We start from the raw sequence: 24,487 nt of genomic DNA on the forward strand, positions 1-24,487 counted from the left end.
TGGTAAGAGGATCATTCTTCGTTTATTTAATGAAGAACTTTGAATAAGAGTAAAGAGGATGTTTCACGTGAAACATCCTCTTTTTGTTTTTTTGATTTTTTATCAAGATATAGATAGTATCCACATTACGAGTACATAAGAGTAGAGAAAACAGAATCGGAAATTTAATTCATTTAGCGTAGAAGTTTTTTTGATGGAAAATCCTTTTCTTGTTACAGCTATTCTTGAATGAAGGTCATTGACCTATGGATAGAGAAAGAGCATCGGCAATAGTAGTAGCTATAGAATAGAAAGACAAGTATGAAAGAGTTTATTCTGCCACTGAGGCTATCTTATGAAAATTCATTTTTTCATGGTATTAAACGAGCGCACAGCGTAGCTACTAGGAGCAGGTCCTGTTTACAGAGATCTTCCATATCTCAATGGGTACAAACAGGTCATATAGCTAATGTTCATGAAGAAAAAGCAGGAAAATTAGAAGAGTTTAAAGAATAGGTAAACATAGGATTATGGAAGAAAAGATGATAGAATAGAAGTATCCGGTCCTGGATTACAGAGATCATAGATTATATGTATAGATAGATTTTTGAGCATTATTGTATAGGTTACAGAAAGCGTCATGGAAGGCAAAACTTATTCGAAGAACGACAGCATTTGGAATGGTCGCATATTGAATAAGAAGCACCTGCAATTCTGCGGGAGCTATTACGAAACTAGGTGGTAATATACGGAATGAAAGAACAATTTTCGAAGTTGTTTGGTTTGGCGGAGCGCAATAACGGAGATGAGATTAAACAAATTCCGGTCAATGAAATTGTGAGCAGCCCATATCAACCCCGTACTATTTTTGATGATGATAAAATTGATGAGTTGTTGCAGACGATCAAGACACATGGAGTTATTCAGCCGATTGTCGTCCGCGTACGAAATGGATCATATGAGATTATCGCCGGGGAACGTCGCTGGCGTGCAGTTCGAAAACTGGGCTTGGATCATATTCCGGCCATTGTGCGTGAATTCAACGACTCTCAGGCAGCGTCCATCGCATTGATCGAAAACCTGCAGCGTGAGGGACTCACTTCAATTGAAGAGGCTGTTGCTTATCAGAAATTGATTGACCTGCACCAACTCACACAGGAAAGTCTTGCGCAGAGATTAGGCAAAAGCCAGTCGACGATCGCCAACAAAATCCGGTTGTTACAGCTTCCGGAGGGCATTAAGACAGCACTGATGGAACGTAAGATTTCGGAGCGTCATGCCAGAGCTTTGCTATCATTGGATACGGAAGAGTTGCAAATGAAATTGCTCGGCGAAATTATTGATAAAGAGTTGAATGTCAAACAAACGGAAGCACGAGTTGCCTTTTACAAGGAATCCTCGAAGATCAAAAAATCCAAACGTATCTCCTTCACGAAGGACGTTAGACTTGCACTTAATACGATTCGTCAATCCATTGATATGGTATCGGGCTCCGGTCTAGACATCAAAACCAAGGAAGCGGACCATGAGGACCATTACGAGATCGTTATCCATATCCCGAAACGCAAATAATTGTTGAAGCTTAAGGCGGCAATGGGCCGCTTTTTCTGTCTATAAAGTTGAGAGTGGCATGAACAGCGTAGAATAGCACCATGAAGAAACGGTAGTTGATGTTTGTGTGGATGATAGCCACCTGCTTTTTGTTAACTGTAGTTCACAACCTACAAGAAAAGACTCCTATTTTATTTGAGGTGAAGTAATTGTCTAAGATTATGGCCGTAGCAAATCAAAAGGGCGGTGTGGGGAAAACGACGACATCTGTTAACTTGGGTGCAGGACTGGCTTCGCTCGGGAAAAGGGTGCTGCTTGTCGATATTGACCCCCAGGGGAATACAACCAGCGGAGTCGGAATCAACAAAGCAGATGTGGCCAATTGTATATATGATGTCATCATTAATGAGGTCCCCCCTCAGGAAGCGATTGTGGAAACTCAGATTGAAGGCCTTCATATCATACCTGCAACGATTCAGCTTGCCGGAGCCGAGATTGAACTGGTATCAACGATATCACGGGAAGTCCGCCTGAAAAAATCACTCGCCATGGTGAAAAAAAACTATGATTACATACTGATCGATTGTCCACCCTCCCTCGGCATGTTAACGATCAATTCGTTGACAGCTTCCGATTCGGTGATCATTCCGATTCAGTGTGAGTATTATGCGCTCGAAGGGTTGAGCCAATTGCTTAACACGGTGCGTTTGGTGCAGAAACATCTGAATACGTCCTTACAGATTGAAGGAGTATTGCTGACGATGTTTGATGCTCGAACGAATCTGGGCATTCAAGTGATTGAAGAAGTGAAGAAGTATTTTCAACAAAAGGTGTATCAGACCATTATTCCGCGCAATGTGCGGCTTAGTGAGGCGCCTTCTCATGGTCAGTCTATCATTACGTATGATCCTCGATCCCGAGGGGCTGAAGTTTATTTAGAGCTCGCAAAGGAAGTGATTTCTTATGAGTAAGCGGCTTGGAAAAGGTCTTGATGCCCTCATTCCTTCGCTTTCAATTAATGACGACGATAAAGTCGTAGAAATCCCGATTAGTCAACTGCGGGCAAACCCTTACCAACCTCGTAAAGTATTTGATGAGGATGCGATACATGAACTCGCTGAATCGATCCGTCAACATGGTGTTATACAACCTATTATTGTACGACCTGTTTTGAGAGGTTATGAAATTATTGCTGGTGAACGACGTTTCAGAGCTTCCCAGTATTGCGGTAATGCCACTGTGCCTGCCGTAGTTCGTAATTTCAGTGATCAGCAGGTTATGGAGATTGCTTTAATCGAGAACCTGCAGCGTGAGAATCTGAATGCGATGGAAGTTGCAGTTGCTTATCAGGGGCTGATGGACCAGTTTGGGTTAACCCAGGAAGAGCTCTCCGTAAAAGTGGGCAAATCACGTTCTCACATCGCTAACTTCCTGCGTTTGTTATCATTGCCGGAAGAAGTGAAGGATCATGTTTCACGTGGAACATTGTCAATGGGGCATGCACGTGCTATCGTCGGCGTTAAAGATGAAAGCCTTGTGAAGCAGCTGGCAAAACAAACTATTGATCAACAGTGGAGTGTACGTGAACTGGAAGAGGCTGTTCAACAATTGGATCGTTCCAAAACGGGTGAAGCGAAAGCAAAATCCAAGTTAAAGAAAAAAGATCCGTTTATTGATACATTGGAAGAGTCTTTACGTGAACGGTTTAAAACAACGGTGAAAATTAAGCATAACAAAGATAAAGGCAAAATTGAGCTCAACTACTACAGCAAACAAGATCTGGAGCGACTGTTGGAACTGTTGCAATAATAGTCATGACTCCATGATCGATGAACAACATGCGGGGCTTTTTCATGTGATGACATATCGCCTCTGTACCATGGAGAAACGATATGTCATTGTTTGTTTCTAGGGATTATATCAAACCATAACAATCAATTAGGGACAGAGGTGGTCATGAGGTGGAGGGAGTTATCTATCTGGATCATGCAGCGACATCTTGGCCTAAGCCACCTGCTGTCGGGGAAGCCATGATAAAGGCTCTGGATGTGGCAGGGGCGAACCCAGGCAGAGGAAGTCACCGGATGGCAGTACAGGCGAGCCGAGTTTTATTTGGTGCCAGAAAAGCGATATCCACTCTTTTGGGTGTTCGTAATGCCAATGATATCGCTCTGGGTTCTAATACCACAGAAGCTTTGAATCTAGCTATTCAAGGGTGGCTAAGAGAAGGCGATCATGTCATTGCTACGATGGCTGAACATAATTCAGTAAGACGGCCACTGGAGTACATGCGCAGATCTCGTAATGTAGAGGTTGATTATGTGCCTGTTAATGCAGCCGGGGAGATCGACCTGGTACAATTCGCACGCTTGTTTCGTTCCAATACAAGATTGGTTGTCTGTACGCATAGTTCGAACCTGCTGGGGAGTATTCTGCCCATTGGTGAAATTGCACTGATGTGTAAAAAACACCAGGTGACTTTGCTTGTTGATGCTGCTCAAAGTGCTGGAATTATCCCTGTGGATGTGAAGCAGCTTGGTATCGATATGCTTGCCTTTCCAGGGCATAAAGGACTGTTGGGACCGCAGGGAACAGGTGGACTGTACATCGCTCCTGAGCTGGATGTGCAACCATTGCTTCACGGCGGGACAGGAAGCCAATCTGAGGCAATTGAGCAGCCACTTGTTCGTCCTGATCGCTATGAGGCGGGTACGCCCAATACCGTGGGTATAGCAGGTCTGGCAGCCGGAGTGCAGCATGTGCTTGAACTGACACCTGAATTCATATATAAACAGGAGTGGGATTTGACTCAGCATATGATGGATGGGTTATCATCAGTACAGGGGATTCGAATGCTTGGCCCTGAAATTGGACAGCCGCGTACGGGATTGTTATCCTTTACTGTTGAAGGGTATGATTCGGCTCAGCTCGCTTTTCAATTAGACCGAAGTTATGGCATCGCTGTGCGCTCAGGTTTTCATTGCACACCTCTTGCCCATGAGTCAGCTGGTACAACGGCAAGTGGGGCTGTCAGAGCGAGCGTGGGGTATAGTACATCAAAAGAAGATGTCGATGCATTGATCGAAGCGGTTATCGAATTAACTGCATCAAAACCGGTATGAATCAGCCCTAATAAAACATGAATTTCAATCGCTTGAATAAGCAAAAAGCAAAAGAGGTAAGAGGCTAAAACGAGTGATTAGCTGTATGGGTTATCTGGTGAATAATAAGGGTAAGCTTGAAGGTTACATTAGAGCGTTGGATGCTTTTCTTAGCTGAATGGATCGATGATGTGGAGTACGTTTGAAGGTACAAACGTTAACCTGAACAAACCAACAGAGGGGTAGTTGCACTACATGGCTGAATTAAATGAGCTGATTCTGGAACAGCTGATATGGATTATTGGCGGCATGGCTTTACTTTTGGTGATTTTGCTTATCATAAGTATTGCTCAAGGCGCAAAGCTACGGAAGTTTAAACGGAAATATGAGGCCATGATGGCTGGTAGTGGAGTGGAAGATCTGGAGTCTCTGTTAATCAATCTGAAAATTCAGATGGACAGCATTGAGGATGAGCATACACTGCAAACGGATCAGTTACAGACTGTCATGCAGAAGCTGACCCGTATCCAGGGTAAAGTGGGCGTGAAACGGTATAACGCTTATGGGGAGCTTGGCAGTGATCTGAGTTTCTCCATGGCAATGGTTAACGATAGCCAGGACGGTATGGTACTCACTGGTATCTATAATCGAGACGGTTCCTATGTATATGCTAAACCTCTTAAAGGGGGAGAGTCCACGTATACTCTTTCCCCTGAGGAAAAGGAAGCCATTACTCTGGCACAGCAAGCAGAGTAGAACGGGTATGCCATTCACGAATGGCGGAATAGAGACTGCTGGATATAATCTCGGACATGCGCATGACGAGACTGAGACGTGTGTTCTGTAAAACAAAGTATTCCATAAAGCCGCCGACGTTAACGATACCTGTAAGATGGATATCGCCGACCGGCGGTAATTCTTTATTTACACCCGCTCCTGGTTTGAGCGGTCCATTCACGACCTGGATACATCCAACACTCGAGGACTGTCCGAGACAGGCATCAATACCGATTACATAAGGGTTGTGATGTGTGTTGTGTATTTTGTGAAGGGTGTCCTGCAGGTTCATTGCATGTACGGGTTCATCTAATGTGCCATAGAGATGGAATAGAGGGCTGTCCCACTTGGCAAGCGATGAGCCGACGAGCGGGCCAAGGCAGTCCCCAGTAGAGCGATCTGTACCGATACAGACGACAACTACATTTTGCAAAGAATGGGCTTTATAGAGATGGAACATTAAACGATGAATGATGGCTGAGTGAATGCCTGGATCTGTATGTGGGATTTTCAGGCTGGCCATGTCTTGAGATGAGAAGGAATGCGAAATGGGATTCATAGGATCTATCCTTTCCCTTGGAATAGTAGTAACAGTATATGGAAGGATAGAACGTTTTATACTTCGTGGGGACAAGCTTTTTCAAAGGGATGAATGTATCGCGAAAGGAGACGGACATGGACGAGTGGATTGATGATTGGATGCTGATTGCTTTTGATTCCACCCAGCAGGCGCTGCGGGCAGAAATGCTGCTGGAGTTTGCCGAGATTGAGATCGACTTATTTCCTACCCCAAAAGAGATCACAGCGGGCTGTGCTCTATGTATTCAGTTTCCAAAAGAAGATCTGGAGAGAGTGATACAGATCATTCGTAACGAATTTGTGGAGATCCGAGGCCTCTATTTCAAAACCGCTGACAGCTATGATAACATACCCATGTAGAGGAGGTTTGATCTATGTTGCCATTTCAGTTTGCTGAGGGCAATACTAGCCCGGATGTGAAAGGAACAATAAATAGTGCAGTTCGCTGGACAGACCAATTATGGGCTAAAGTTGCCGATGCAGATATGTGGTTTAACATTCTGTTCAGTTCGATCCGAATCATTATTATTTTCATTATTACGCGTATTGTGATCAAGATTGTATCACGTATTATAGATCGCACGATGGCACGAAAGCAGGAAGGCAAGATTCGCGTCAATCCGCGGAGATTTATAACGGTGGGAGAGTTGATGAAAAATGCGACCTCCATAACATGTAATTTCATTATGATTCTGTTACTGTTATCTGAGATCAACGTGAAAGTTGGACCATTGTTAGCGAGTGCGGGAGTACTTGGACTGGCTATCGGTTTTGGTGCCCAAGGATTGGTGAAGGATGTTATTACGGGTTTCTTCATTATATTGGAGGATCAATTCGCAGTAGGCGATGTTATTCAAACAGGCACCTATAAAGGAACGGTTGAGGTCATTGGACTGAGAACAACCAAGCTGGTTAGCTGGCAGGGTGAGGTACACATTATTCCAAATGGTACGATTGCAAGTGTAACTAATTACTCGATGTCTAATTCCCTTGCAGTTGTGGACATTCCGATGAAGGGCGAACAGACCCTGGACGAGTCAGTACACTTGGTGAAACGAGCGTTGACTGGGATTGAGGATCGAGATCTGAATATCGTTAAAGTACCTGACGTGCTTGGTATCCAGTCGATGTCTACCTCGGAATATGTGGTTCGCATTGTTGCTGAATGCTTGCCTAACTCCAGGGCATCTGTAGAGCGCCAAATCCAGAGTGATGTGAAGAAAACACTGGAGTATCATGAGATGAGCAATCAAGCAGCATTAGAGCAAGCAGCAGCTCAGGAGAAGGATGAGGGGGATGGCATTGGTGGAGCGTAAAAGTTTCCAGCTTGGGGACATTGTGCAGATGAAGAAGCAGCATCCATGTGGCAGCAATGAGATGGAGATTATCCGGATGGGCATGGATATTCGTATCAAATGTGTAGGATGTAAACACAGTGTATTAATTCCCAGAGCGAAATTCGAGAAAAACATGAAAAAGGTACTTCGTTCAACAGAGGATTCGTCTGAATCCTAATGAAAAAATGCGGTAATGTTTACTCTTTTCGCACTCCATAATAACGTTTACATGCAGGCACAGCTTAGGTATTGCGTTCTGTAAATGATCATGCTATAATCATTATTGCTGCGGAAAGGTACCCAAGAGGCCCAAGGGGGCTGACTCGAAATCAGTTAGGCGTGTCACAGCGTGCGTGGGTTCGAATCCCACCCTTTCCGCCACTAATAGATCTTGCTTTGTAATTGTAATTGAACAACTTACTCAACGTGTGTTGAGCTTTATACATGCAAAAAAGGCCTTCCATCTGGAAGGTTTTTTTATTTTTAATTTTGTTGATTGATTATCATTTGTAATTGAAAAAAACAAAGAGCCCCTAAGGGCTCTTCATTCGGCGATGCATTCGGTTTGTTAGGAAACAATCGGTCGTAACGATCAGAAACTTGCTCGTGCTTCAGACAAAGGCCTTACACACAACCATCGTGCTTCTTAAATTACGTGATGAATCTCCAACAGTGAATGTTCGGCTTCGTTGTCCAACGGAACCACACCTCTCTCGTGCATCGCCTGATTGTATTATGTGCATTAGTACGTTTTATATACAGCAGTCTGAAAAAAAATCTTTACGCCTAGTGGACGCGGGCTTTGGTAAGCTTTTTCCACTTGCGATTCTGATTGCTTGTTTCAGGGAAAGCTTCGCCCTTTTGGAGGGTTACCCGTTTCGGATTATTAATCTCCGTATGAAAGCTCTTCTCACCAACCTCGGTGTACTCACCATCGTTTGGAGCTTTGTCTCCTGGTTCAAACTCGGTTCTTTCACCCATGATAAAACCTCCTCGGCAAAATGGATTTCAATGTTGCTTCTGTAGTGTGCTCCATTGGAGTTATGATCATGTGTAATGAGAAGAGGGAACGTTTGCTTGCATTGGGGCGTCATTTTTGTTATATTAATATAGTTCGAGTTTGTGCTCGTTCCTTGCTCTCAACCTAGATTGAGGGCCAGAGTCCATAAGGAGGTGAAAATTATGCGCAAATATGAAGTGATGTACATTATTCGTCCTGATGTTGAGCAAGAAGTTGTTCAAGCTACAGTCGATAAATTCCAAGGCATCATCTCCAACGGCGGTGGTGAAGTTACAGCTCACGACGTTATGGGTAAACGCCGTCTTGCGTATGAGATCAAGAAATTCCGTGATGGTGTTTATGTTTTGGTACACTTCACTGCTGAACCAGCAGTAGTTACTGAACTTGAGCGTCTCATGAAGATTTCTGACGAAGTAATTCGTTATCTCATTACAAACGACGTTAAGTCTGCTTAAGACAACTCGTGATCAACGCACCAATACGCTCTGAAGGAGGGGATTACATTGTTGAACCGTGTCATTCTGATCGGCCGGTTAACCCGGGATCCTGAGTTGCGTTATACTCCAGCTGGAGTAGCAGTTACGCAATTTACTTTGGCAGTGGACAGACCGTTTACAAGTCAAGGGGGAGAACGGGAAGCGGATTTCATTCCGGTCGTAACCTGGAGACAGCTTGCTGAGACTTGTGCAAACTATTTGCGCAAAGGACGCCTAGCTGCAGTCGAAGGACGCATTCAAGTACGGAATTACGAGAATAACGAAGGAAAACGTGTATACGTGACCGAAGTCATTGCCGATAACGTCCGTTTCTTGGAGTCAGCTAACCGTGATAATAACGGTGGCGGCGGTGGGCAACCAATGCGTGAAGAGCCTTCTTACGGAGGCGGCGGGCGCGCGAACAATAACAATAATTCGCGTAGCAACAATCAGGATCCTTTTTCCGATGACGGAAAACCGATTGATATATCGGATGATGATTTGCCATTTTAACGTGAACCGACACTCTTAGAGTGATTGGCTAAACGATAGGAAAGGACTGAAAAGCATGAGCTTCAAGCAAAGAGAAGGCGGAGACAACGATAAAAGACCGGCTCGCCGTGGCGGCCGTAACAAACGTCGTAAAGTGTGCTTCTTCACAGCTAACAAAATTACTCACATCGATTATAAAGATACGGACTTGCTTCGTAAATTTATCAGCGAGCGCGGAAAAATTTTGCCACGCCGTGTAACAGGTACTAGCGCTAAATATCAACGCATGCTGACGATTGCCATCAAACGCTCCCGTCAAATCGCATTGCTGCCATACACAACTGAGTAGTCTTACTCAGCATGGATACAAAGCAGTCGGCTTATAGCCGGCTGCTTTTTTGCATCTGAAAATAATAATTAAGATTGGTTATCTCCTGGTAATTGGATATCGTAAGAGTTGCGACGATAGAAGCAATTAAGGCGTAAATGATTTATAATAGAGTCTATTATATTGCTGATATCAGGTAGTTTGAGTTGAACGAATATAGATTCCACCATCAGGAGAGAGCATGAATACATCCAAACGTAAAGTAAAACAGAGACGCAAGAGTAGTCTGCGATTTTGGATCGTAGCTACGTTTTTGCTTTCCATTATATATGTGTGGTTACAGCAAAAAGGAGATACCTATGATATATGGCCACGAACCAACGTACAAGAAGCCGTGCCGATCACAGGACTCCACCCGGTAGTCGCGGAAAGTGAGAAGTTGTTGGTTCGAAAGGCAGCTAGACGAGGAATTGAAGTCGTGATTACACATGATTTCCGCAGCATAGACGAACAAGATGCCCTCTATAATCAAGGACGCTCCCTTTCCGGAAATATCGTTACCAACGCCAAAGGGGGAGAGTCCTATCACAACTATGGTTTGGCCATTGATTTTGCGTTACGGACTCCTGAAGGAGATGTAGTGTGGGATATGGAACGTGATGATAACGGCAATGGAAAGCCAGATTGGTTGGAAGTTGTGGAGCTTGCCAAAGAACTAGGGTTTACATGGGGAGGAGATTGGGCTAACTTCCCGGATTATCCTCACTTGCAGATGGACTTTGGATTAAGTATCAACGATTTGAAGCGTGGGAAAAGACCTCCGGACACACACTAAATAGGATATTATATATACATCTATATGTATAAATATTAGAAAAGCCTTGCATTTTGCAGGGCTTTTTTCTTTCTTTTGTAAAATAAATGATAAAAGATGACAATTTGTTCTTTACATAAGCGATTAAATGAAACTATACTATAATAACTAGAAATTTAACTTCAATCCTTTAGTAATATCTAAATTACACCTCTAAAAGTACAGAATTTGGATAGAAACCAATTTCACTTCCAAATAAAATAAGACCTCCACAATTCCCTCATACCTAACATAATAATTTTTTATATCTACATTTCTAACATTTAACTACACAATACGTGTAATGATAATGTCATATATTTAGATAATCGGTATATTTAAGATTCAAACCTTACCATTGAAAGTATCCGCCTGGCTCTGAAATTCCTTGATTTATTCCCTTTAAAGTATAACTAATACCCAAAACTGTGCTATAAAAAACATTTATACCATAAATCTCAAATTAAGCATTGACGTCATCTAAATTTACACGTATGATTACATTAATTATTTTGCATTATAATCCCGCTAGGAATTGTCAGCATTAATTGACCATCGGTCTAAATAGCAGTAGTCAAAAATGGATTCTCCTAATGATTTGGTATTTTGTATACACTTTCGTTCATTATCTTCAAGAACATGGAAATATACAGTGGATGCATTCTTCTACACATGAATACAGTCTGCGGAAATTATGGGGTTAGGGTGATTGATTTGAATACAGAGCTATTGGAAGTCAGAAATCTAACTACATCATTCAGAATTGAAGATGACTATTATGCAGCAGTTGATCACGTTAACCTTACGGTTAAAAAGAATGAAGTACTGGCTATTGTGGGAGAGTCAGGATCGGGCAAGAGTGCTTTTGCTTTTTCCATAATGGGTTTGCATAACAAAGCCAAAATTGAAGGGGAGATTCTATACAAAGGGCAGAATATTGCTGGTATATCTCCCAACAAATTAAACAAACTCCGCGGTAAAGAGATGGGAATGATCTTTCAGGACCCACTTTCCGCATTAAATCCTCTGATGGTGATCGGTGAACAGATCGAAGAGATTCTGACACTGCATCAACCCAAGCTATCTTCGAAAGAAAAGAAAGACAAAGTAATTGATTTACTCAACCAAGTAGGGATTCCGCGTCCCGAACAATTATACAAGCAATATCCTCACGAACTATCGGGTGGTATGAGACAGAGAGTTGTTATCGCGATTGCGATTGCCAATAAACCTGAATTGCTGATTGCCGATGAACCAACGACAGCGCTTGACGTTACAATCCAACTACAAATTCTGGAGCTTATCCGCGAATTGAAGAACGAGATTAACGCAGGAATCATCCTGATCACGCATGATCTGGGAGTCGTTGCCGAGATGGCTGATCGTGTAGCAGTTATGTATGCAGGAGAAATTGTGGAGATTGCAGATATTTATACTCTTATGACGGATGCGAAGCATCCATATACACGGTCTCTACTAAACTCTATTCCTACTATTTCTGAAGAAAAATCGAAGCTTCATGTCATTCAAGGCATTGTTCCATCACTGAAAAATCTTCCTCGCCAAGGGTGCCGATTCAAGGCTCGAATTCCATGGATAAGTGATTCGGCTCATGAAGAAAACCCACAGATGCATGAAATTGCGCCAGGTCATTTTGTACGCTGTACCTGTTATCAGCACTTTCATTTCCCTGATCAAGCTGAGGAGGAATAACATAATGGCATTACTCGAAGTAGAAGGACTAAAAATTCACTTTCCGATTCGCGGAGGGTTGATCAAGCGTGAAATTGGTAACATCAAAGCCGTTGATGATGTGAGCTTCTCCATTGAGCAGGGGCAAACATACGGCCTTGTAGGTGAATCAGGCTCAGGCAAAACGACTACGGGTAGAGCCGTTATTGGCTTAAACCATGTGACAGCCGGGAAAATTCTTTTCAACGGAAGAGATCTAGCTACTGAGAGGCGGAAAGATAGACAACTGCAGCGTGATGTGCAGATGATCTTTCAGGATCCGTACTCTTCGTTAAATCCCAAGAAGCGTGTTATCGACATCATTGCTGAGCCACTCCGCAATTATGAACGACTGACGGCTACGGAAGAGAAACGTCAGGTCCGTGATCTTCTGGAGAAGGTCGGATTGAGTCCCGAATCGATCTATAAGTATCCGCATGAGTTTTCCGGGGGTCAGCGGCAACGGATTGGGATCGCTCGTGCGATTGCATTAAAGCCAAAGCTGATCATCGCAGATGAGCCAGTATCCGCACTCGATGTATCTGTACAAGCACAGGTGCTGAATTTCATGCAGGAAATTCAAAAAGAGCTGAATCTGACCTACCTGTTCATCAGTCACGATCTCGGCATTATCCGTCATATGTGTGATCAGATCGGAATTATGTATAAAGGTCGATATGTGGAGCAAGGCACAACGGATGATATTTTTGAGAATCCACAACATATCTATACCAAGCGTTTAATTGCAGCCATTCCGGATATGGACCCGAAAAAACGTGAAGAAATGGTAGCCTTCCGTCAGCAGGTCAAATCCGAGTATGAAAATTCATACCGAAACTTCTTTGATGAGGAAGGGCTGGCATACTCGCTCCAATCCATTTCCGATACTCACCGAGTAGCTCTACCTCAGAAAGGTTGAAGACCATATGTGGAAAACGATAGTACGCAGAATTATCATTATGATCCCTCAGATCTTTTTGCTTAGCCTTTTGGTCTTTCTGATGGCCAAGGCGATGCCTGGGGATGCACTTACCGGATTACTCGATCCGAGTATTGATCCAAAAGCGCTCGATGAACAGCGGGAACGACTGGGATTAAACAATCCATGGTATGTACAGTATTGGGATTGGATTAAAAATGCTGCACAAGGCGATTTCGGACAATCTTTCCGATTTAAAATGCCAGTTTCTGATCTGATTGGTCAACGTGTAGCCAATACGTTCTGGCTTGCACTGGCGACACTTGTGTTTACCTATCTGATTGCCATTCCACTTGGCATTATCAGTGGTCGGTACAACGATACCTGGTCTGATCGGTTGATCACAGGTTATACCTACTTGGGCTTTGCAGCCCCATTGTTTATCTTCGCACTGGTGATGTTATGGATTTTTGGATTCCATTTTGGCTGGTTCCCAACCGGGGGAAGCGTGGAACCTGGACTAACGCCAGGTACATTCAGCTATATAACAAGCAAATTCTATCATTTGTTATTACCTTCACTATCTATGGCATTAATTGCAACGGTATCTACCGTCCAATACTTGCGTAGTGAAATTATTGATATCAAGCACAAGGAATTCGTCCTTACTGCGAGAGCCAAGGGGGCCTCGGAATCTCGAATCTACAACAGACATATTTTAAGAAACTCCTTGTTGCCGATCGCCGCATTTTTCGGTTATGAGATAACGGGACTTATCGGAGGTACCATCTTCATTGAGAGTATATTCAGTTATCCAGGTATGGGACAGTTGTTCTTGAATTCCATTTCTCTTCGGGATTTCAGTGTAGTAACTGCACTCGTTTTGTTATATGGCATAGCTACAATCCTAGGATCGTTGCTGTCTGACATTATTCTGGGTATTGTTGATCCGCGTATTCGGATCAAGTAAGAACTTGAAGATTTCGGGGTGAAAATAAGATGAGCAAGGCCAATGATGTCGTTATAACTTCACAGAAGATTGATAAGAGCCCCTCTAGCTTGAGTATCTTGTGGAGGGAGCTTGTCAGAGATAAGGTGGCACTAATCTCGCTCATATTTTTGGGACTGGTCATACTACTGGTCTATGGTACTTCTTTGATCCTGGATCAAGCTGAAATAGTTAAAGTAGATTTGTTCGCCTTGTATGAGCCGCCTTCCGCGCAGTATTGGCTGGGAACTGATTATGGCGGTCGCGATGTGTTCGGACAACTGATCATCGGTACACGTAATTCTCTAACCATTGGTATTATCGTCACGCTAATGACGGGTTGTATAGGTATCCTGGTGGGTCTTTTATCCGGCTACTTCGGTGGAATGATTGATAACCTGTTTATGCGCGTTGTTGATTTCTTCATGATTCTTCCGATGCTGATGATTGTTATCGCTTTTGTTACTGCAGTACCCAAATATAATATTGTATCTTTCTCATTAATTATGACAGCCTTTCTCTGGATGGGGATTGCCAGGTTGATCCGCTCCAAAGCATTACAGGAACGGGAACTGGACTATGTAAAAGCTTCAAAAACATTAGGTTCGTCCCATCTGAAGATTATGCTCTCACAGGTTCTTCCTAATCTTAGCTCCATCATCATCGTAACGATGACATTGAATCTCGCTGCCAACATTGGCCTCGAATCGGGACTTTCCTTCTTGGGATTTGGATTCCCGGAAAGTACACCCAGTCTTGGAACACTCGTAAGCTATGCTCGTAATCCGCAAACACTGGAATACAGATGGTGGATATGGCTACCTGCGTCAGTACTTATTCTGGTATTGATGTTGAGTATAAATAATGTCGGACAGGCCCTGAAGCGTGCGACTGATGCAAGACAAAGAAGAGGTTAAAAAAAGGGAGGAAAGGTTCATGAAAAAGGGATTATTTTCACGGGGACTATTTTTCACGATGATGTTGGTCTTCGTACTTGCGCTTGCGGCGTGCTCGGAGAAAGAGGCAGCAACACCAACGCCTTCTACGAACACAGGGGAAACCAAAACAGAGGAAAAGCCTACTAAAGAAGAGGGCGTTTACTCGATCGAAGATTTCAACAACGTCAAAACGAATGAAGGCACTGCAATTGAGGGTGGATCCATAACATACGGACTTGTATCCGATACTGCGTTTGAAGGAACATTGAATTTTAACTTCTACTCCGGTAATCCAGATGCAATGGTTTTGCAATGGTTTGATGAAGGTTTGCTGACTTGGGACAAAGACTATGTATATACCAACGATGGTGCAGCAACGTATGAAACATCGGAAGATGGCAAAACGTTTACACTGACGATTCGTGATAATGTTAACTGGCATGACGGCAAGCCGGTAACGGCTGAAGATTTGCAGTTTGCTTATGAAGTTATCGGTAACAAGGCTTATGATGGTCCACGTTATGATTCCAACTTTACAAGTGTAGTAGGTATGGATGATTATCACGCTGGAAAAGCAAAAACGATCTCTGGGATCAAGGTTCTTAGCGAAAAACAAATCAGCATTACGTACAAGGAATCTACACCTTCCTTGCTGACAGGTGGCGTATGGACATATCCACTGGCTAAACATATCTTTGGTGATATGGATGTAGCGAAAATGTCTTCTTCCAAAGAAGTACGTGAAAAACCAATCGGTTTTGGTGCATTTAAAGTGGAAACAATCACTCCAGGTGAGTCTGTAACCTTCGTTAAAAACGATGACTACTGGCGTGGAGCTCCAAAACTGGATAAAGTGACTCTGAAAGTAATCAACCCAACAACGGTTGTTCAAGAATTGAAATCTGGCGGGGTAGACCTCGTGGATTCATTCCCGACAGATCAATATAAAGACAATGCCAATATGTCCAACGTTGAATTCCTGGGTGCAATCGATCGTGCTTACACCTACATTGGTTTCAAACTGGGCACATGGGATGCTGACAACGGCAAAGTTGTAACAAATGCTGAAGCAAAAATGGGTGATAAGAATCTGCGTAAAGCCATGTGGATGGCTGTAGATAACGATCAAGTGGGCAAACGTTTCTATAACGGTCTGCGTTGGAATGCAACAACATTGATTCCGCCGTCTCACCCAGAATTCCATGATTCTAACAATCCGGGTGTTGCATATGACCCAGAAGCAGCGAAAAAATTGCTCGATGAAGCAGGTTATAAACTGGATGGTGAATTCCGTACGAAACCGGACGGTTCCCCACTTGAAATTAACTTTGTATCGATGACAGGTGGCGACACAGCTGAACCACTGGCACGTTACTATGTTCAATCGTGGGCAGCAATCGGTCTGAAAGTAAACCTGGAAATGGTTGAGTTCAACAACTTTTATGACCGTGTAGGTAACACAGGTAAAGATGATCCAAATATTGATGTATATCAAGCTGCTTGGGGCGTTGGTATTGACGTAGATCCAGCAGGTCTGTATGGCCGTGATGCACTGTATAACTTCTCGAGATTCTCCAGCGAAGAAAATGACAAGTTGCTGGCACAAGGTGTATCTGCTGAAGCATTTGACGTAGACAAACGTAAAGAGATCTACAACCAATGGCAACAGTACATGGTTGATGAAGTTCCTGTATTCCCGACATTGTACCGTGCTGTTGTAGCACCAGTGAACAAACGTGTAATGAACTACGCGATTGGTGACGGAACAGGTTTATATCTGAATGACATTCAAGTTAATGCAGATAAAGCGGTTGTAGCAGAGTAATAAAAAAGCATTAGCAACAATAAGGATTGGGGTCCTTTTAAGAATTCGGTTGCTAGATCTAATTGAAAAGAATCTTCTAGGTATGAATACAAAAAGTTTTGAAAAACATGGATTCCGTACACTCTGGCATGGGGGTATGGGGTCCATGTTTTTTTGGTGACAAAAAAATAAAAAAAATTTAACTTTTTTTCAAAAAAGTGCAGACAAAATGCCTCTTCACTTCGTCTATATCTGTAAGAGGTGATTTTCCGATGAAAAGATGGTGGATACGGGCAGGAATGCTGCTGGCTCTACTGGTCATTATATATTTGGGTGTAAAACCGGACATGCTGGTGGGCAAACCGGGGATTAAGGCTGAATCGGCTGTATTAATGGATATGAACTCTGAGCAGATACTAATCAACTTTAACGGTTCTGAAGAGATTGCACCTGCAGGAATCAGCAAATTAATGACAGAACTGCTGATAATGGAAGCCGTGATCAACGGACAATTGCGTTGGGACGACCCAGTGAATATCAGCCTGTATGCAAGTTCAGTAGGTGGAACCCACCTGGGTTTGAAACAAGGAGAGCAATTTACTGTGCAGGAGCTATTCCAGATTGTAGCCGTCTATTCCGCGAATGACGCTGCTATTGCTCTAGCTGAACATATTAGTGGGACAGAGCAGACTTTTGCACAAAAGATGAATCAGAAGGCTACCGAGATCGGACTGTCTGACAAGACGGTGTTTACCAATGCAACAGGTTTAAGCGAAAAACGACTCGGTCCGAATCGTCCCAAGGAAATACAAGGCCAGACTGTAATGACTGCTATAGATGCGTGCAAGCTTGCTCGTTATCTGCTAAATAACTACCCCGAAATATTGAGAGTTTCCAGCCAAATGCAGGTATCAATGCACCAAAAAGGAATGTACATGAGCAACACCAACTGGATGCTGTCCTCTATTGGCGGACCCTATGCTTACGATGGCAACGATGGATTGAAGACCGGATATGATGAGGATTCCGGCTATCATTTCGTTGGAACGGCTGAGCGCAATGGCAAGCGGCTGATCTCCGTTGTACTGGGTTCGGATAGTCGTGAGGGACGTTTCATCGAGACACGAAAGCTATTCAATTATGGATTTTCCGGTTCAAAGTAAGGGGGTAATGGAACGTGGGGGCTCTACGCTGTTAACCAATGGTGGATCATGGTAAAATGATTTACGTATAATTCCAAATTATGATGTAATTCACTTTAAAGGGGGAACTAGCTTGAACGCAATGAGTAAAAAGGTATATGCTCTCACGCTTAGCATGGCGATGTCAATCGCTCTAATTCAACCAGTGGTCCAGGCAGCAGAAGCGGTGAAGCCTGCGGCGACAGTCGCTGAATCCATTGCTTCGAAGGCAACACAGACACTACAGCAACTGGGATACATAGATGGCACAACAGATGGAATGAGAGAATCACAAACGCCGATCACTCGTGCTCAGGCAGCAATCATTCTGCAGCGTGTACTTAAACTGGATGCTCCAGCGTCTCTTACAGGTTTCGCAGATGTATTGGCTAAGGATGAAGCTGCTCCTGCCATTTACGCGCTGAAGCAAAGTGGTCTTATTCAAGGACAAGCCAGAGGGTATGCCCCAGATGCACCTCTCACAAGAGCACAGATGGCATCGTTGTTTACTCGGGCATTTGAACTGAAGGATAATGGCATTCAGGTTGTATACAGTGATATGGCGCAGATTCCGAAGGTACATACGGAGGATGCGATTCGTCTGAAGCAGCATTTTATTATTGAAGGCAGTGCGTTTAACGCCAAAAATTCAGTGACCCATGGTGAGTTTGCTGATGCGTTGTACCTCGCTCTTGGGCTTGATGTACAGTCAGAAGGTCTTACACCTCTGGAAGACTTCTTCAAACAGCCGGCTCAAGCAGGATTCCAAATGTCTCCGGATGGTAAACATCTGGCTTACATGGAGCCGTGGAACAACCGAATGAATATTGTGGTGAAAGAAAATGGTCAGGACAAGTCGGTACGTATCACAAGTGAGACTGAACGCAGTATAGCGGGATTTGTATGGGCGACAAAGGATAAGCTGTTATATGTAAAGGATGAAGCAGGGGACGAGAACTATCATATTTATGTAACGGATATCGATGGGAAGAACAGCAAGGATCTGACACCATATCCGAATACAAGAGCGATCCTGGTAGACTCTCTGGAGAATATTCCAGATGAAATTCTAGTAGGTATGAACAAACGTGATCCGCGAATCTTTGACGTGTACCGGATTAACATCAAGACAGGTGAGGCTGTGCTTGCTGCAGAGAACCCGGGCAATATTACGGGCTGGCTTACGGACCATGAGGGTAAAATCCGTGTGGCCATATCCAGTGATGGTAATGTCTCTTCGTTGATGTATCGTGAATCGGAAGATAAACCATTTGAGAATTTGATGACCACCAAGCTGGGAGAAACATTTGCGCCGGTGATGTTCACGTATGATAACAAAAACATCTATGCAGTATCCAATCTGGAGCGGGATAAAACTGCGATTGTCGAATATAGCCCAAGCAGCAAAAAAGTAACGAAAACCATCTATGAAAATAAGGATGTGGATGTATCCAGTTTCGTTCCTTCTGAAGAAAAAGGCACAATCCTTGCAGCTGTCTATGAGACTGACAAGGTTAACTATGAATACTTCGATAATGATTTCAAAAAATTGATGCAGGATATTCAGGCAAAAGTTCCGGGTAAAGAAGTAAGCATTTCAAACATAAGTGAAGAAGGTCAGGTTCTGTTCATTGCGTATAGCGATAAATCTATGGGCACCTATTACTTCTACGATTCCAAGAAAGGTAAGCTGGATAAGTTAGCTGACGCGGCACCTTGGATCAATGAGAGTAAAATGTCGGATGTAAAACCCATTACGTACAAGTCACGTGATGGCTTAACGCTTCATGGTTATCTGACGCTTCCACAAGGAGACGAGACTTCCCAATTGCCACTGGTTGTTGTTCCTCATGGTGGACCTTGGGCGCGGGATTCGTGGGGGTTCAATCCGGAAATTCAATTTCTCGCAAGCCGTGGCTATGCCGTACTACAGGTTAATTTTCGTGGCTCTACTGGATACGGGAAAGAATTCCTGGATGCCGGCAACAAAGAGTGGGGTAAAGCGATGCAGGACGATCTCACAGATGGTGTAAATTGGCTGGTTGAAGAGGGAACGGTTGATGCGAAGCGTGTAGCCATCTACGGTGGATCTTATGGCGGATATGCTGCTCTGGCAGGACTGGCATTCACACCAGAAGTGTATGCCGCAGGAATTAGCTATGTCGGGCCATCTAATCTGTTCACGCTGCTGGATTCACTCCCACCTTACTGGGAGTCGGAGCGCAACATGTTCTATGAACGTATGGGTGATCCGGAGAAAGACAAGGAGCTGCTGACAGCTGTCTCACCACTGTTCCATATCGATCAGATGAAAGCCCCATTGTTCGTGGTTCAGGGTGCAAATGATCCGCGTGTCAAACAGGCCGAGTCTGATCAGATCGTGGAGGCTCTGCGCAAGCGTGGAGTAGATGTGCCTTATATGTTAAAAGCCAATGAAGGACATGGCTTCGGCAATGTTGAAAATCAACTGGATTTATATCGTGCCATTGAAAAATTCCTGAATCGCCACCTAATGCAGCAATAGTAGCTTAGTTCAACAAGAAGGCCGTCCCACGGGTTCCATTCAACCTGAGGGACGGTTTTATTTTGGAGCAGGGAATTGAATGAGGTATACAAGCATATTAACAAATTGACATATGAAACCATTCTGTTTTAAAATGACCAGTGAGTCATTAATGTTCGATTTGGTTTAATATATATGTATCATTACAGCCTTACGCTACTGGATTGCAATCTGATTGGGGAGGAAACATGGGATGCAAAAACAAATGAAATGGCCGCTTATCCTATTTGCTATCGGGGTGTTTATGGCTGCGCTGGATAACGGAATTATTACGTCGTCCCTGACGACTTTAAATGCGTCGTTTGGCGTGTCGCCGACGTGGGGAGCGTGGACAATTACGCTCTATACGCTCGGACTTGCGGTGAGTGTGCCGATTGCAGGTAAGCTCTCCGACCGTTATGGCCGCAAGAAGCTGTTTCTGATTGAAGTGGCTTTGTTCGGAATGGGGTCTTTACTCGTCGCACTAAGCACATCGTTTACCTTCTTCCTGATTGCTCGTGTCATCCAGGCGCTGGGTGGTGGCGGGATTTTTATCATTGCGAGCTCTTACGTATTAAGTAAGTTCCCAGCGGAGCGTCAGGGCACAGCCTTGGGTCTTCTGGGAGGGATGAACGGGGTTGCGGCGATTCTAGGGCCGAATATCGGTGCTTTTATTCTCGACATTACGGGGAATTGGCATTGGTTGTTCTTAATCAATGTGCCGATCGCCATTTTGCTGTTTATTGCAGGCATCCGTTATATTCATGAAGAACAGGAGCTGAGCCGTAAGGCGGTGGACTGGAGTGGTATCGCAGTCCTGACGCTGGGTGTGCTTAGTCTGATGTACAGCTTCAGCAACCTGGATGGCGTAAATATGCTGCAAAGTCTTGGCTCACCGACGTTCTATGGTTTCTTCCTGGCAGGTGTGGTCATTCTGGTCCTCTTCTACTTTCTTGAAAAAAGCCTGGAAGGATCACAACGTGAACCTGTTGTATCTACACAGCTTCTGGGCATTGCGTCCTTTCGTTGGACGCTGCTGATTGCCTTTTTCTCAGGAGCCATTCTGGCATCTGTGATCTTTATTCCAGGCTTTGTTGAGCAATACCTCGGGGTATCCAACACAGCCTCCGGCTACTGGTTTACACCGCTTGCTCTTGCTTCAGGCATTGGTGCGGGTGGTGGCGGTTATCTGGTTGACCGCAAAGGACCAATCTGGACGTTATCTGTAGCCGGATTGCTGTCAGCTATCGGCTTCCTGCTCTTCCCACTATGGGTAGAGCATATCTGGCAATTCGTGATTGCGAGTGTACTTGTGGGGATTGGCTTCGGTATGATGCTGGGAGCTCCAGTGAACGTACTCGTTACTGAGCAAGCGGGTGAGAACAACAAGGGCATTGCGGTAGCGACCAGTTCCTTATTCCGTCAGATGGCAATGGCGATCGCCCCCACCATTTTTGCCGGTTTCCTGGCTCGTTCCTTCTCCAACCTGGGATCCAATATTCAGCAGGGTCTTGCAGATCAGGGCATTCAGGTGCCGCCCGAAGCGCTCCAACAATATGCGTCTGGCGGCGGTTCGGCCTCAGGGAGCGATATTTCCAGCTTAACAGAAGGACTGTCCCAAATTCCTGATCCGGGCATTCGAGATGTGCTGCTGCAGGCTCTACATCAGACGACCGGCGAGGGTTATAATGGGCTGTTCTGGTCTGCTGTTATTTTCAGTGTACTCACGCTGGTCGCTGCGGTTATTACAGGACGTCTGCGTCATAAAGAGAAGAGGAATCGGGTGGAGACAGCCTCCACAAACTGAATGGATGGCCATTCCACATCAAGAGAACAGTGCACCTTTTGCCAGTAAAAAAAGGGCGCTGTTCTTTTCAATTTAACCGTATTGTAACTTTTCATCATCCAGCAATGATTACAATAGAACGAGCGTGAGCGGCGTTTTCTTTTCAGATAGAGAAAACTTCAGAGAACACCGTGTCACCAGCCATTGCGCACGTTTAATGGTAAGTATATAAGTTGAACGGATCATTAACACTGTACCGTTGCGGGGTCAGGATAAGTTAAATTCAACTTATATAGCAGTAGTATCGAATTTCATTTTGACAGTGAAGAAGGAATCGATGGATGACAAGCAGAACTAAAGATAAGAAGAAGAAAAGAAGAAAAGGTCTATATATAACGCTCGTATCGCTCGTAGTTTTGTTAATCGGGGGCTATTTGTTTCGTCAGCAGCTTGCTGTAGCGGCCTTCGATCTGTTTCTCGCTGGTTCAGTTGAAGATCAATTGTCCCGTTCCTACGTGCCGCAGGAGGGCAACAATACGCCCGACCCAACAGTATATCGCAAAGAACCGTTCTCGGTGTTGCTGCTAGGCTCAGACAAACGTGCCTATGAGAAAACACGTGGGCGCTCAGACACGGTTATCTATGCCGTTGTTCGTCCGAAAGAATCTCGAGTACTCCTGGTGTCCATTCCACGTGACACCTATGTGCAGATTGTTGGACGTGATGCCAACAAGGATGGCGAGGATGATTATGACAAGCTCGCGCATGCCTACGCCTTTGGTGGGGAGAATATGTCTATCAATACGGTGGAGAAGTTTCTCGATGCGGATGTAGGTTACTATGCAACGATTAACTTTGACGGGATCAAAAAAGTCGTTGATGCGCTTGGTGGCGTGAAGCTGCCGATTGATGAGGACATTGTGAACAAGAACCCGGAACATGTGCAGTTCACAATTGAAGGCGGTAAGCCGATCTATGACGGGCAGGAAGCTCTTTACTATGTAAGATACCGTGAGGATAGCGATTTTAATCGCACCAAGCGGCAGCAGATTTTCCTGAATGCCATGGCGAATGAGATGCTTAATCTGAACGCCATTAGCAAAATCCCGGAATTGATTCAGATTATGGGAGACAGCTTCCAGACGGATATGCAGCCTTCCTTCATTATTGATCTGGCCAAACAGGTACTGACTCAGGAAAAACCGCAAATCTCAAGCTTCACTATTTTGGGCGAAGGGATGCGGAAAAACGGAATTTATTATGGCAAGGCAGATGAGAAAGACGTCCAATATGCCAAAGAGCTGATTAACAACTGGATGGATGAGTCGACCCCAGCCGGTGAAGTGATGATTCCTGACCGGCAGAAGATCGAGTAACCAATTCCATACAGCCGTTATGTTTTTGACAACGATCAGCAGTGCGTTTATTGGCGGGCTGCTGTTTTTTTTTACTTTGTAGAAGGAATTATGTCCTTTTGGAACATCTTGCGTTCTAATGCGTACTATGTAAGTTGAATGTAATAAGCTGACTGATGAAATTTCACAAGGAGGATACTTAAGGGTATGAACATCGCATTTTTTTTGCTACCCAAACAAGAAGTTACATGCGTGACGTCGGATTCTACTCTGCGGCAAACGTTGGAACGGATGGAATATCATCGGTTCACGGCGGTGCCCATTTTGAATAAGGAAGGCAAGTATATCGGTACAGTTACCGAAGGTGACCTGTTGTGGTATATGAAGAACGCCGAGGGAAAGATCACATTTGAAAACGCTTCAAAATTTCTGCTCAAGGACGTTCCACTTCGGCTGGATATCAAACCGGTATCCATTGAAGCCAACATGGAAGATTTGATTAATTTGGCCAAAGTGCAGAACTTTGTGCCGGTTGTTGATGATATGGAGCGCTTCATTGGGATCGTAAGACGGAGTCAGATTATTGAGTATTGTGAGGGTATTGTAGCCAAGGAATCCATGAAAGTGAAGTAAGTCGAAACAAATTTCGATATTGTTGCAACAGCTTGGATAATCACAGCCGTCCGGTATCATGTTAAACTTAAGAAGAGCTGAACAAGAGCGAACTTAAATGAATTTTCGACAAGATA

General features: G+C 44.2%; 24 protein-coding genes and 1 tRNA gene. 23 read left to right on the forward strand and 2 right to left on the reverse strand.

Going from position 1 to position 24,487, the window contains the following annotated elements; translation table 11 throughout:
• Positions 1-732 precede the first annotated feature (732 nt).
• From noc to ACR1R9_RS27390, 5 genes are all read left to right on the forward strand, one after another.
• Complete coding sequence (gene noc / locus ACR1R9_RS27370; protein ID WP_076287180.1) at positions 733-1,551, forward strand: nucleoid occlusion protein; 819 nt, start codon at positions 733-735, stop codon at positions 1,549-1,551.
• A gap of 188 nt (positions 1,552-1,739) precedes the next feature.
• The gene (locus ACR1R9_RS27375; protein WP_024629525.1) at positions 1,740-2,501 is read left to right on the forward strand and encodes a ParA family protein; all 762 of its coding nucleotides are present in this window, start codon (positions 1,740-1,742) and stop codon (positions 2,499-2,501) included.
• Positions 2,494-3,339: a ParB/RepB/Spo0J family partition protein gene (locus ACR1R9_RS27380; RefSeq protein WP_024629526.1), complete on the forward strand. Its 846-nt coding sequence runs from the start codon at positions 2,494-2,496 to the stop codon at positions 3,337-3,339. Before ACR1R9_RS27375 ends, ACR1R9_RS27380 begins: the two co-directional genes overlap by 8 nt.
• Positions 3,340-3,491: 152 nt before the next feature.
• Positions 3,492-4,652, forward strand: coding sequence for an aminotransferase class V-fold PLP-dependent enzyme (locus tag ACR1R9_RS27385; protein WP_433922272.1), 1,161 nt, complete (start codon positions 3,492-3,494; stop codon positions 4,650-4,652).
• 234 nt (positions 4,653-4,886) lie between these two features.
• A complete protein-coding gene (locus ACR1R9_RS27390; protein ID WP_076287182.1) occupies positions 4,887-5,387 on the forward strand; it encodes a DUF4446 family protein in 501 nt (166 codons plus the stop codon).
• Here ACR1R9_RS27390 and yyaC read toward each other — a convergent pair.
• Positions 5,362-5,967 carry a spore protease YyaC gene (gene yyaC, locus ACR1R9_RS27395; protein WP_099857731.1) on the reverse strand — a complete coding sequence of 202 codons (606 nt, stop codon included), beginning with the start codon at positions 5,965-5,967 and terminating at the stop codon, positions 5,362-5,364. The two genes, ACR1R9_RS27390 and yyaC, sit on opposite strands and share 26 nt — an antisense overlap.
• A 140-nt stretch (positions 5,968-6,107) precedes the next feature.
• On the opposite strand from yyaC, the gene ACR1R9_RS27400 reads away from it, so the two are divergent.
• From ACR1R9_RS27400 to ACR1R9_RS27415, 4 genes are all read left to right on the forward strand, one after another.
• Complete coding sequence (locus tag ACR1R9_RS27400; protein ID WP_433923790.1) at positions 6,108-6,347, forward strand: DUF3343 domain-containing protein; 240 nt, start codon at positions 6,108-6,110, stop codon at positions 6,345-6,347.
• A 14-nt stretch (positions 6,348-6,361) separates the two neighbouring features.
• A complete protein-coding gene (locus tag ACR1R9_RS27405) occupies positions 6,362-7,303 on the forward strand; it encodes a mechanosensitive ion channel family protein (RefSeq protein ID WP_326066637.1) in 942 nt (313 codons plus the stop codon).
• The gene (locus ACR1R9_RS27410) at positions 7,293-7,502 is read left to right on the forward strand and encodes a DUF951 domain-containing protein (RefSeq protein ID WP_063567381.1); all 210 of its coding nucleotides are present in this window, start codon (positions 7,293-7,295) and stop codon (positions 7,500-7,502) included. The genes ACR1R9_RS27405 and ACR1R9_RS27410 overlap by 11 nt, the downstream gene beginning before the upstream one ends.
• Before the next feature lie 112 nt (positions 7,503-7,614).
• Positions 7,615-7,705: transfer RNA gene (locus ACR1R9_RS27415), tRNA-Ser, on the forward strand.
• Between the two features lie 405 nt (positions 7,706-8,110).
• Here ACR1R9_RS27415 and ACR1R9_RS27420 read toward each other — a convergent pair.
• Positions 8,111-8,305, reverse strand: a complete 195-nt coding sequence (locus ACR1R9_RS27420) for a YjzC family protein (protein ID WP_053781958.1) — start codon at positions 8,303-8,305, stop codon at positions 8,111-8,113.
• A gap of 201 nt (positions 8,306-8,506) precedes the next feature.
• On the opposite strand from ACR1R9_RS27420, the gene rpsF reads away from it, so the two are divergent.
• The 14 genes from rpsF (at position 8,507) to ACR1R9_RS27490 (ending at position 24,371) form a co-directional block, all read left to right on the forward strand.
• Complete coding sequence (rpsF, locus tag ACR1R9_RS27425; protein ID WP_024629534.1) at positions 8,507-8,800, forward strand: 30S ribosomal protein S6; 294 nt, start codon at positions 8,507-8,509, stop codon at positions 8,798-8,800.
• A 48-nt stretch (positions 8,801-8,848) separates the two neighbouring features.
• Positions 8,849-9,334: a single-stranded DNA-binding protein gene (ssb, locus tag ACR1R9_RS27430; protein ID WP_024629535.1), complete on the forward strand. Its 486-nt coding sequence runs from the start codon at positions 8,849-8,851 to the stop codon at positions 9,332-9,334.
• Between the two features lie 55 nt (positions 9,335-9,389).
• Positions 9,390-9,662: a 30S ribosomal protein S18 gene (gene rpsR, locus ACR1R9_RS27435; RefSeq protein ID WP_062327715.1), complete on the forward strand. Its 273-nt coding sequence runs from the start codon at positions 9,390-9,392 to the stop codon at positions 9,660-9,662.
• 220 nt (positions 9,663-9,882) lie between these two features.
• Complete coding sequence (locus ACR1R9_RS27440) at positions 9,883-10,476, forward strand: M15 family metallopeptidase (protein WP_076287184.1); 594 nt, start codon at positions 9,883-9,885, stop codon at positions 10,474-10,476.
• 690 nt (positions 10,477-11,166) lie between these two features.
• Entirely contained in the window at positions 11,167-12,207 is a 1,041-nt protein-coding gene (locus ACR1R9_RS27445) for an ABC transporter ATP-binding protein (protein ID WP_218642248.1), read from the forward strand.
• A gap of 4 nt (positions 12,208-12,211) precedes the next feature.
• Positions 12,212-13,144: an ABC transporter ATP-binding protein gene (locus tag ACR1R9_RS27450; protein WP_099857735.1), complete on the forward strand. Its 933-nt coding sequence runs from the start codon at positions 12,212-12,214 to the stop codon at positions 13,142-13,144.
• A gap of 7 nt (positions 13,145-13,151) precedes the next feature.
• Positions 13,152-14,114 carry an oligopeptide ABC transporter permease gene (opp4B, locus tag ACR1R9_RS27455; protein ID WP_099857737.1) on the forward strand — a complete coding sequence of 321 codons (963 nt, stop codon included), beginning with the start codon at positions 13,152-13,154 and terminating at the stop codon, positions 14,112-14,114.
• Between the two features lie 29 nt (positions 14,115-14,143).
• Positions 14,144-15,049, forward strand: coding sequence for an ABC transporter permease (locus ACR1R9_RS27460; protein ID WP_063567375.1), 906 nt, complete (start codon positions 14,144-14,146; stop codon positions 15,047-15,049).
• Between the two features lie 19 nt (positions 15,050-15,068).
• Positions 15,069-16,895, forward strand: coding sequence for an oligopeptide ABC transporter substrate-binding protein (locus ACR1R9_RS27465; RefSeq protein WP_433922271.1), 1,827 nt, complete (start codon positions 15,069-15,071; stop codon positions 16,893-16,895).
• 251 nt (positions 16,896-17,146) lie between these two features.
• Positions 17,147-18,037, forward strand: a complete 891-nt coding sequence (locus ACR1R9_RS27470) for a D-alanyl-D-alanine carboxypeptidase family protein (RefSeq protein ID WP_076287189.1) — start codon at positions 17,147-17,149, stop codon at positions 18,035-18,037.
• Positions 18,038-18,158: 121 nt separating this feature from the next.
• Entirely contained in the window at positions 18,159-20,579 is a 2,421-nt protein-coding gene (locus ACR1R9_RS27475) for a S9 family peptidase (protein WP_433923789.1), read from the forward strand.
• 232 nt (positions 20,580-20,811) lie between these two features.
• On the forward strand, positions 20,812-22,404 hold the full coding sequence (locus ACR1R9_RS27480) for an MFS transporter (RefSeq protein WP_433922270.1): 1,593 nt from the start codon (positions 20,812-20,814) through the stop codon (positions 22,402-22,404).
• A 320-nt stretch (positions 22,405-22,724) separates the two neighbouring features.
• Positions 22,725-23,759: an LCP family protein gene (locus ACR1R9_RS27485; protein WP_063567370.1), complete on the forward strand. Its 1,035-nt coding sequence runs from the start codon at positions 22,725-22,727 to the stop codon at positions 23,757-23,759.
• Positions 23,760-23,945: 186 nt separating this feature from the next.
• A complete protein-coding gene (locus ACR1R9_RS27490) occupies positions 23,946-24,371 on the forward strand; it encodes a CBS domain-containing protein (protein ID WP_063567369.1) in 426 nt (141 codons plus the stop codon).
• Positions 24,372-24,487: the final 116 nt, after the last annotated feature.

The organism is Paenibacillus taichungensis, from assembly GCF_050994985.1.
Classification (GTDB): Bacteria; Bacillota; Bacilli; order Paenibacillales; family Paenibacillaceae; genus Paenibacillus; species Paenibacillus taichungensis.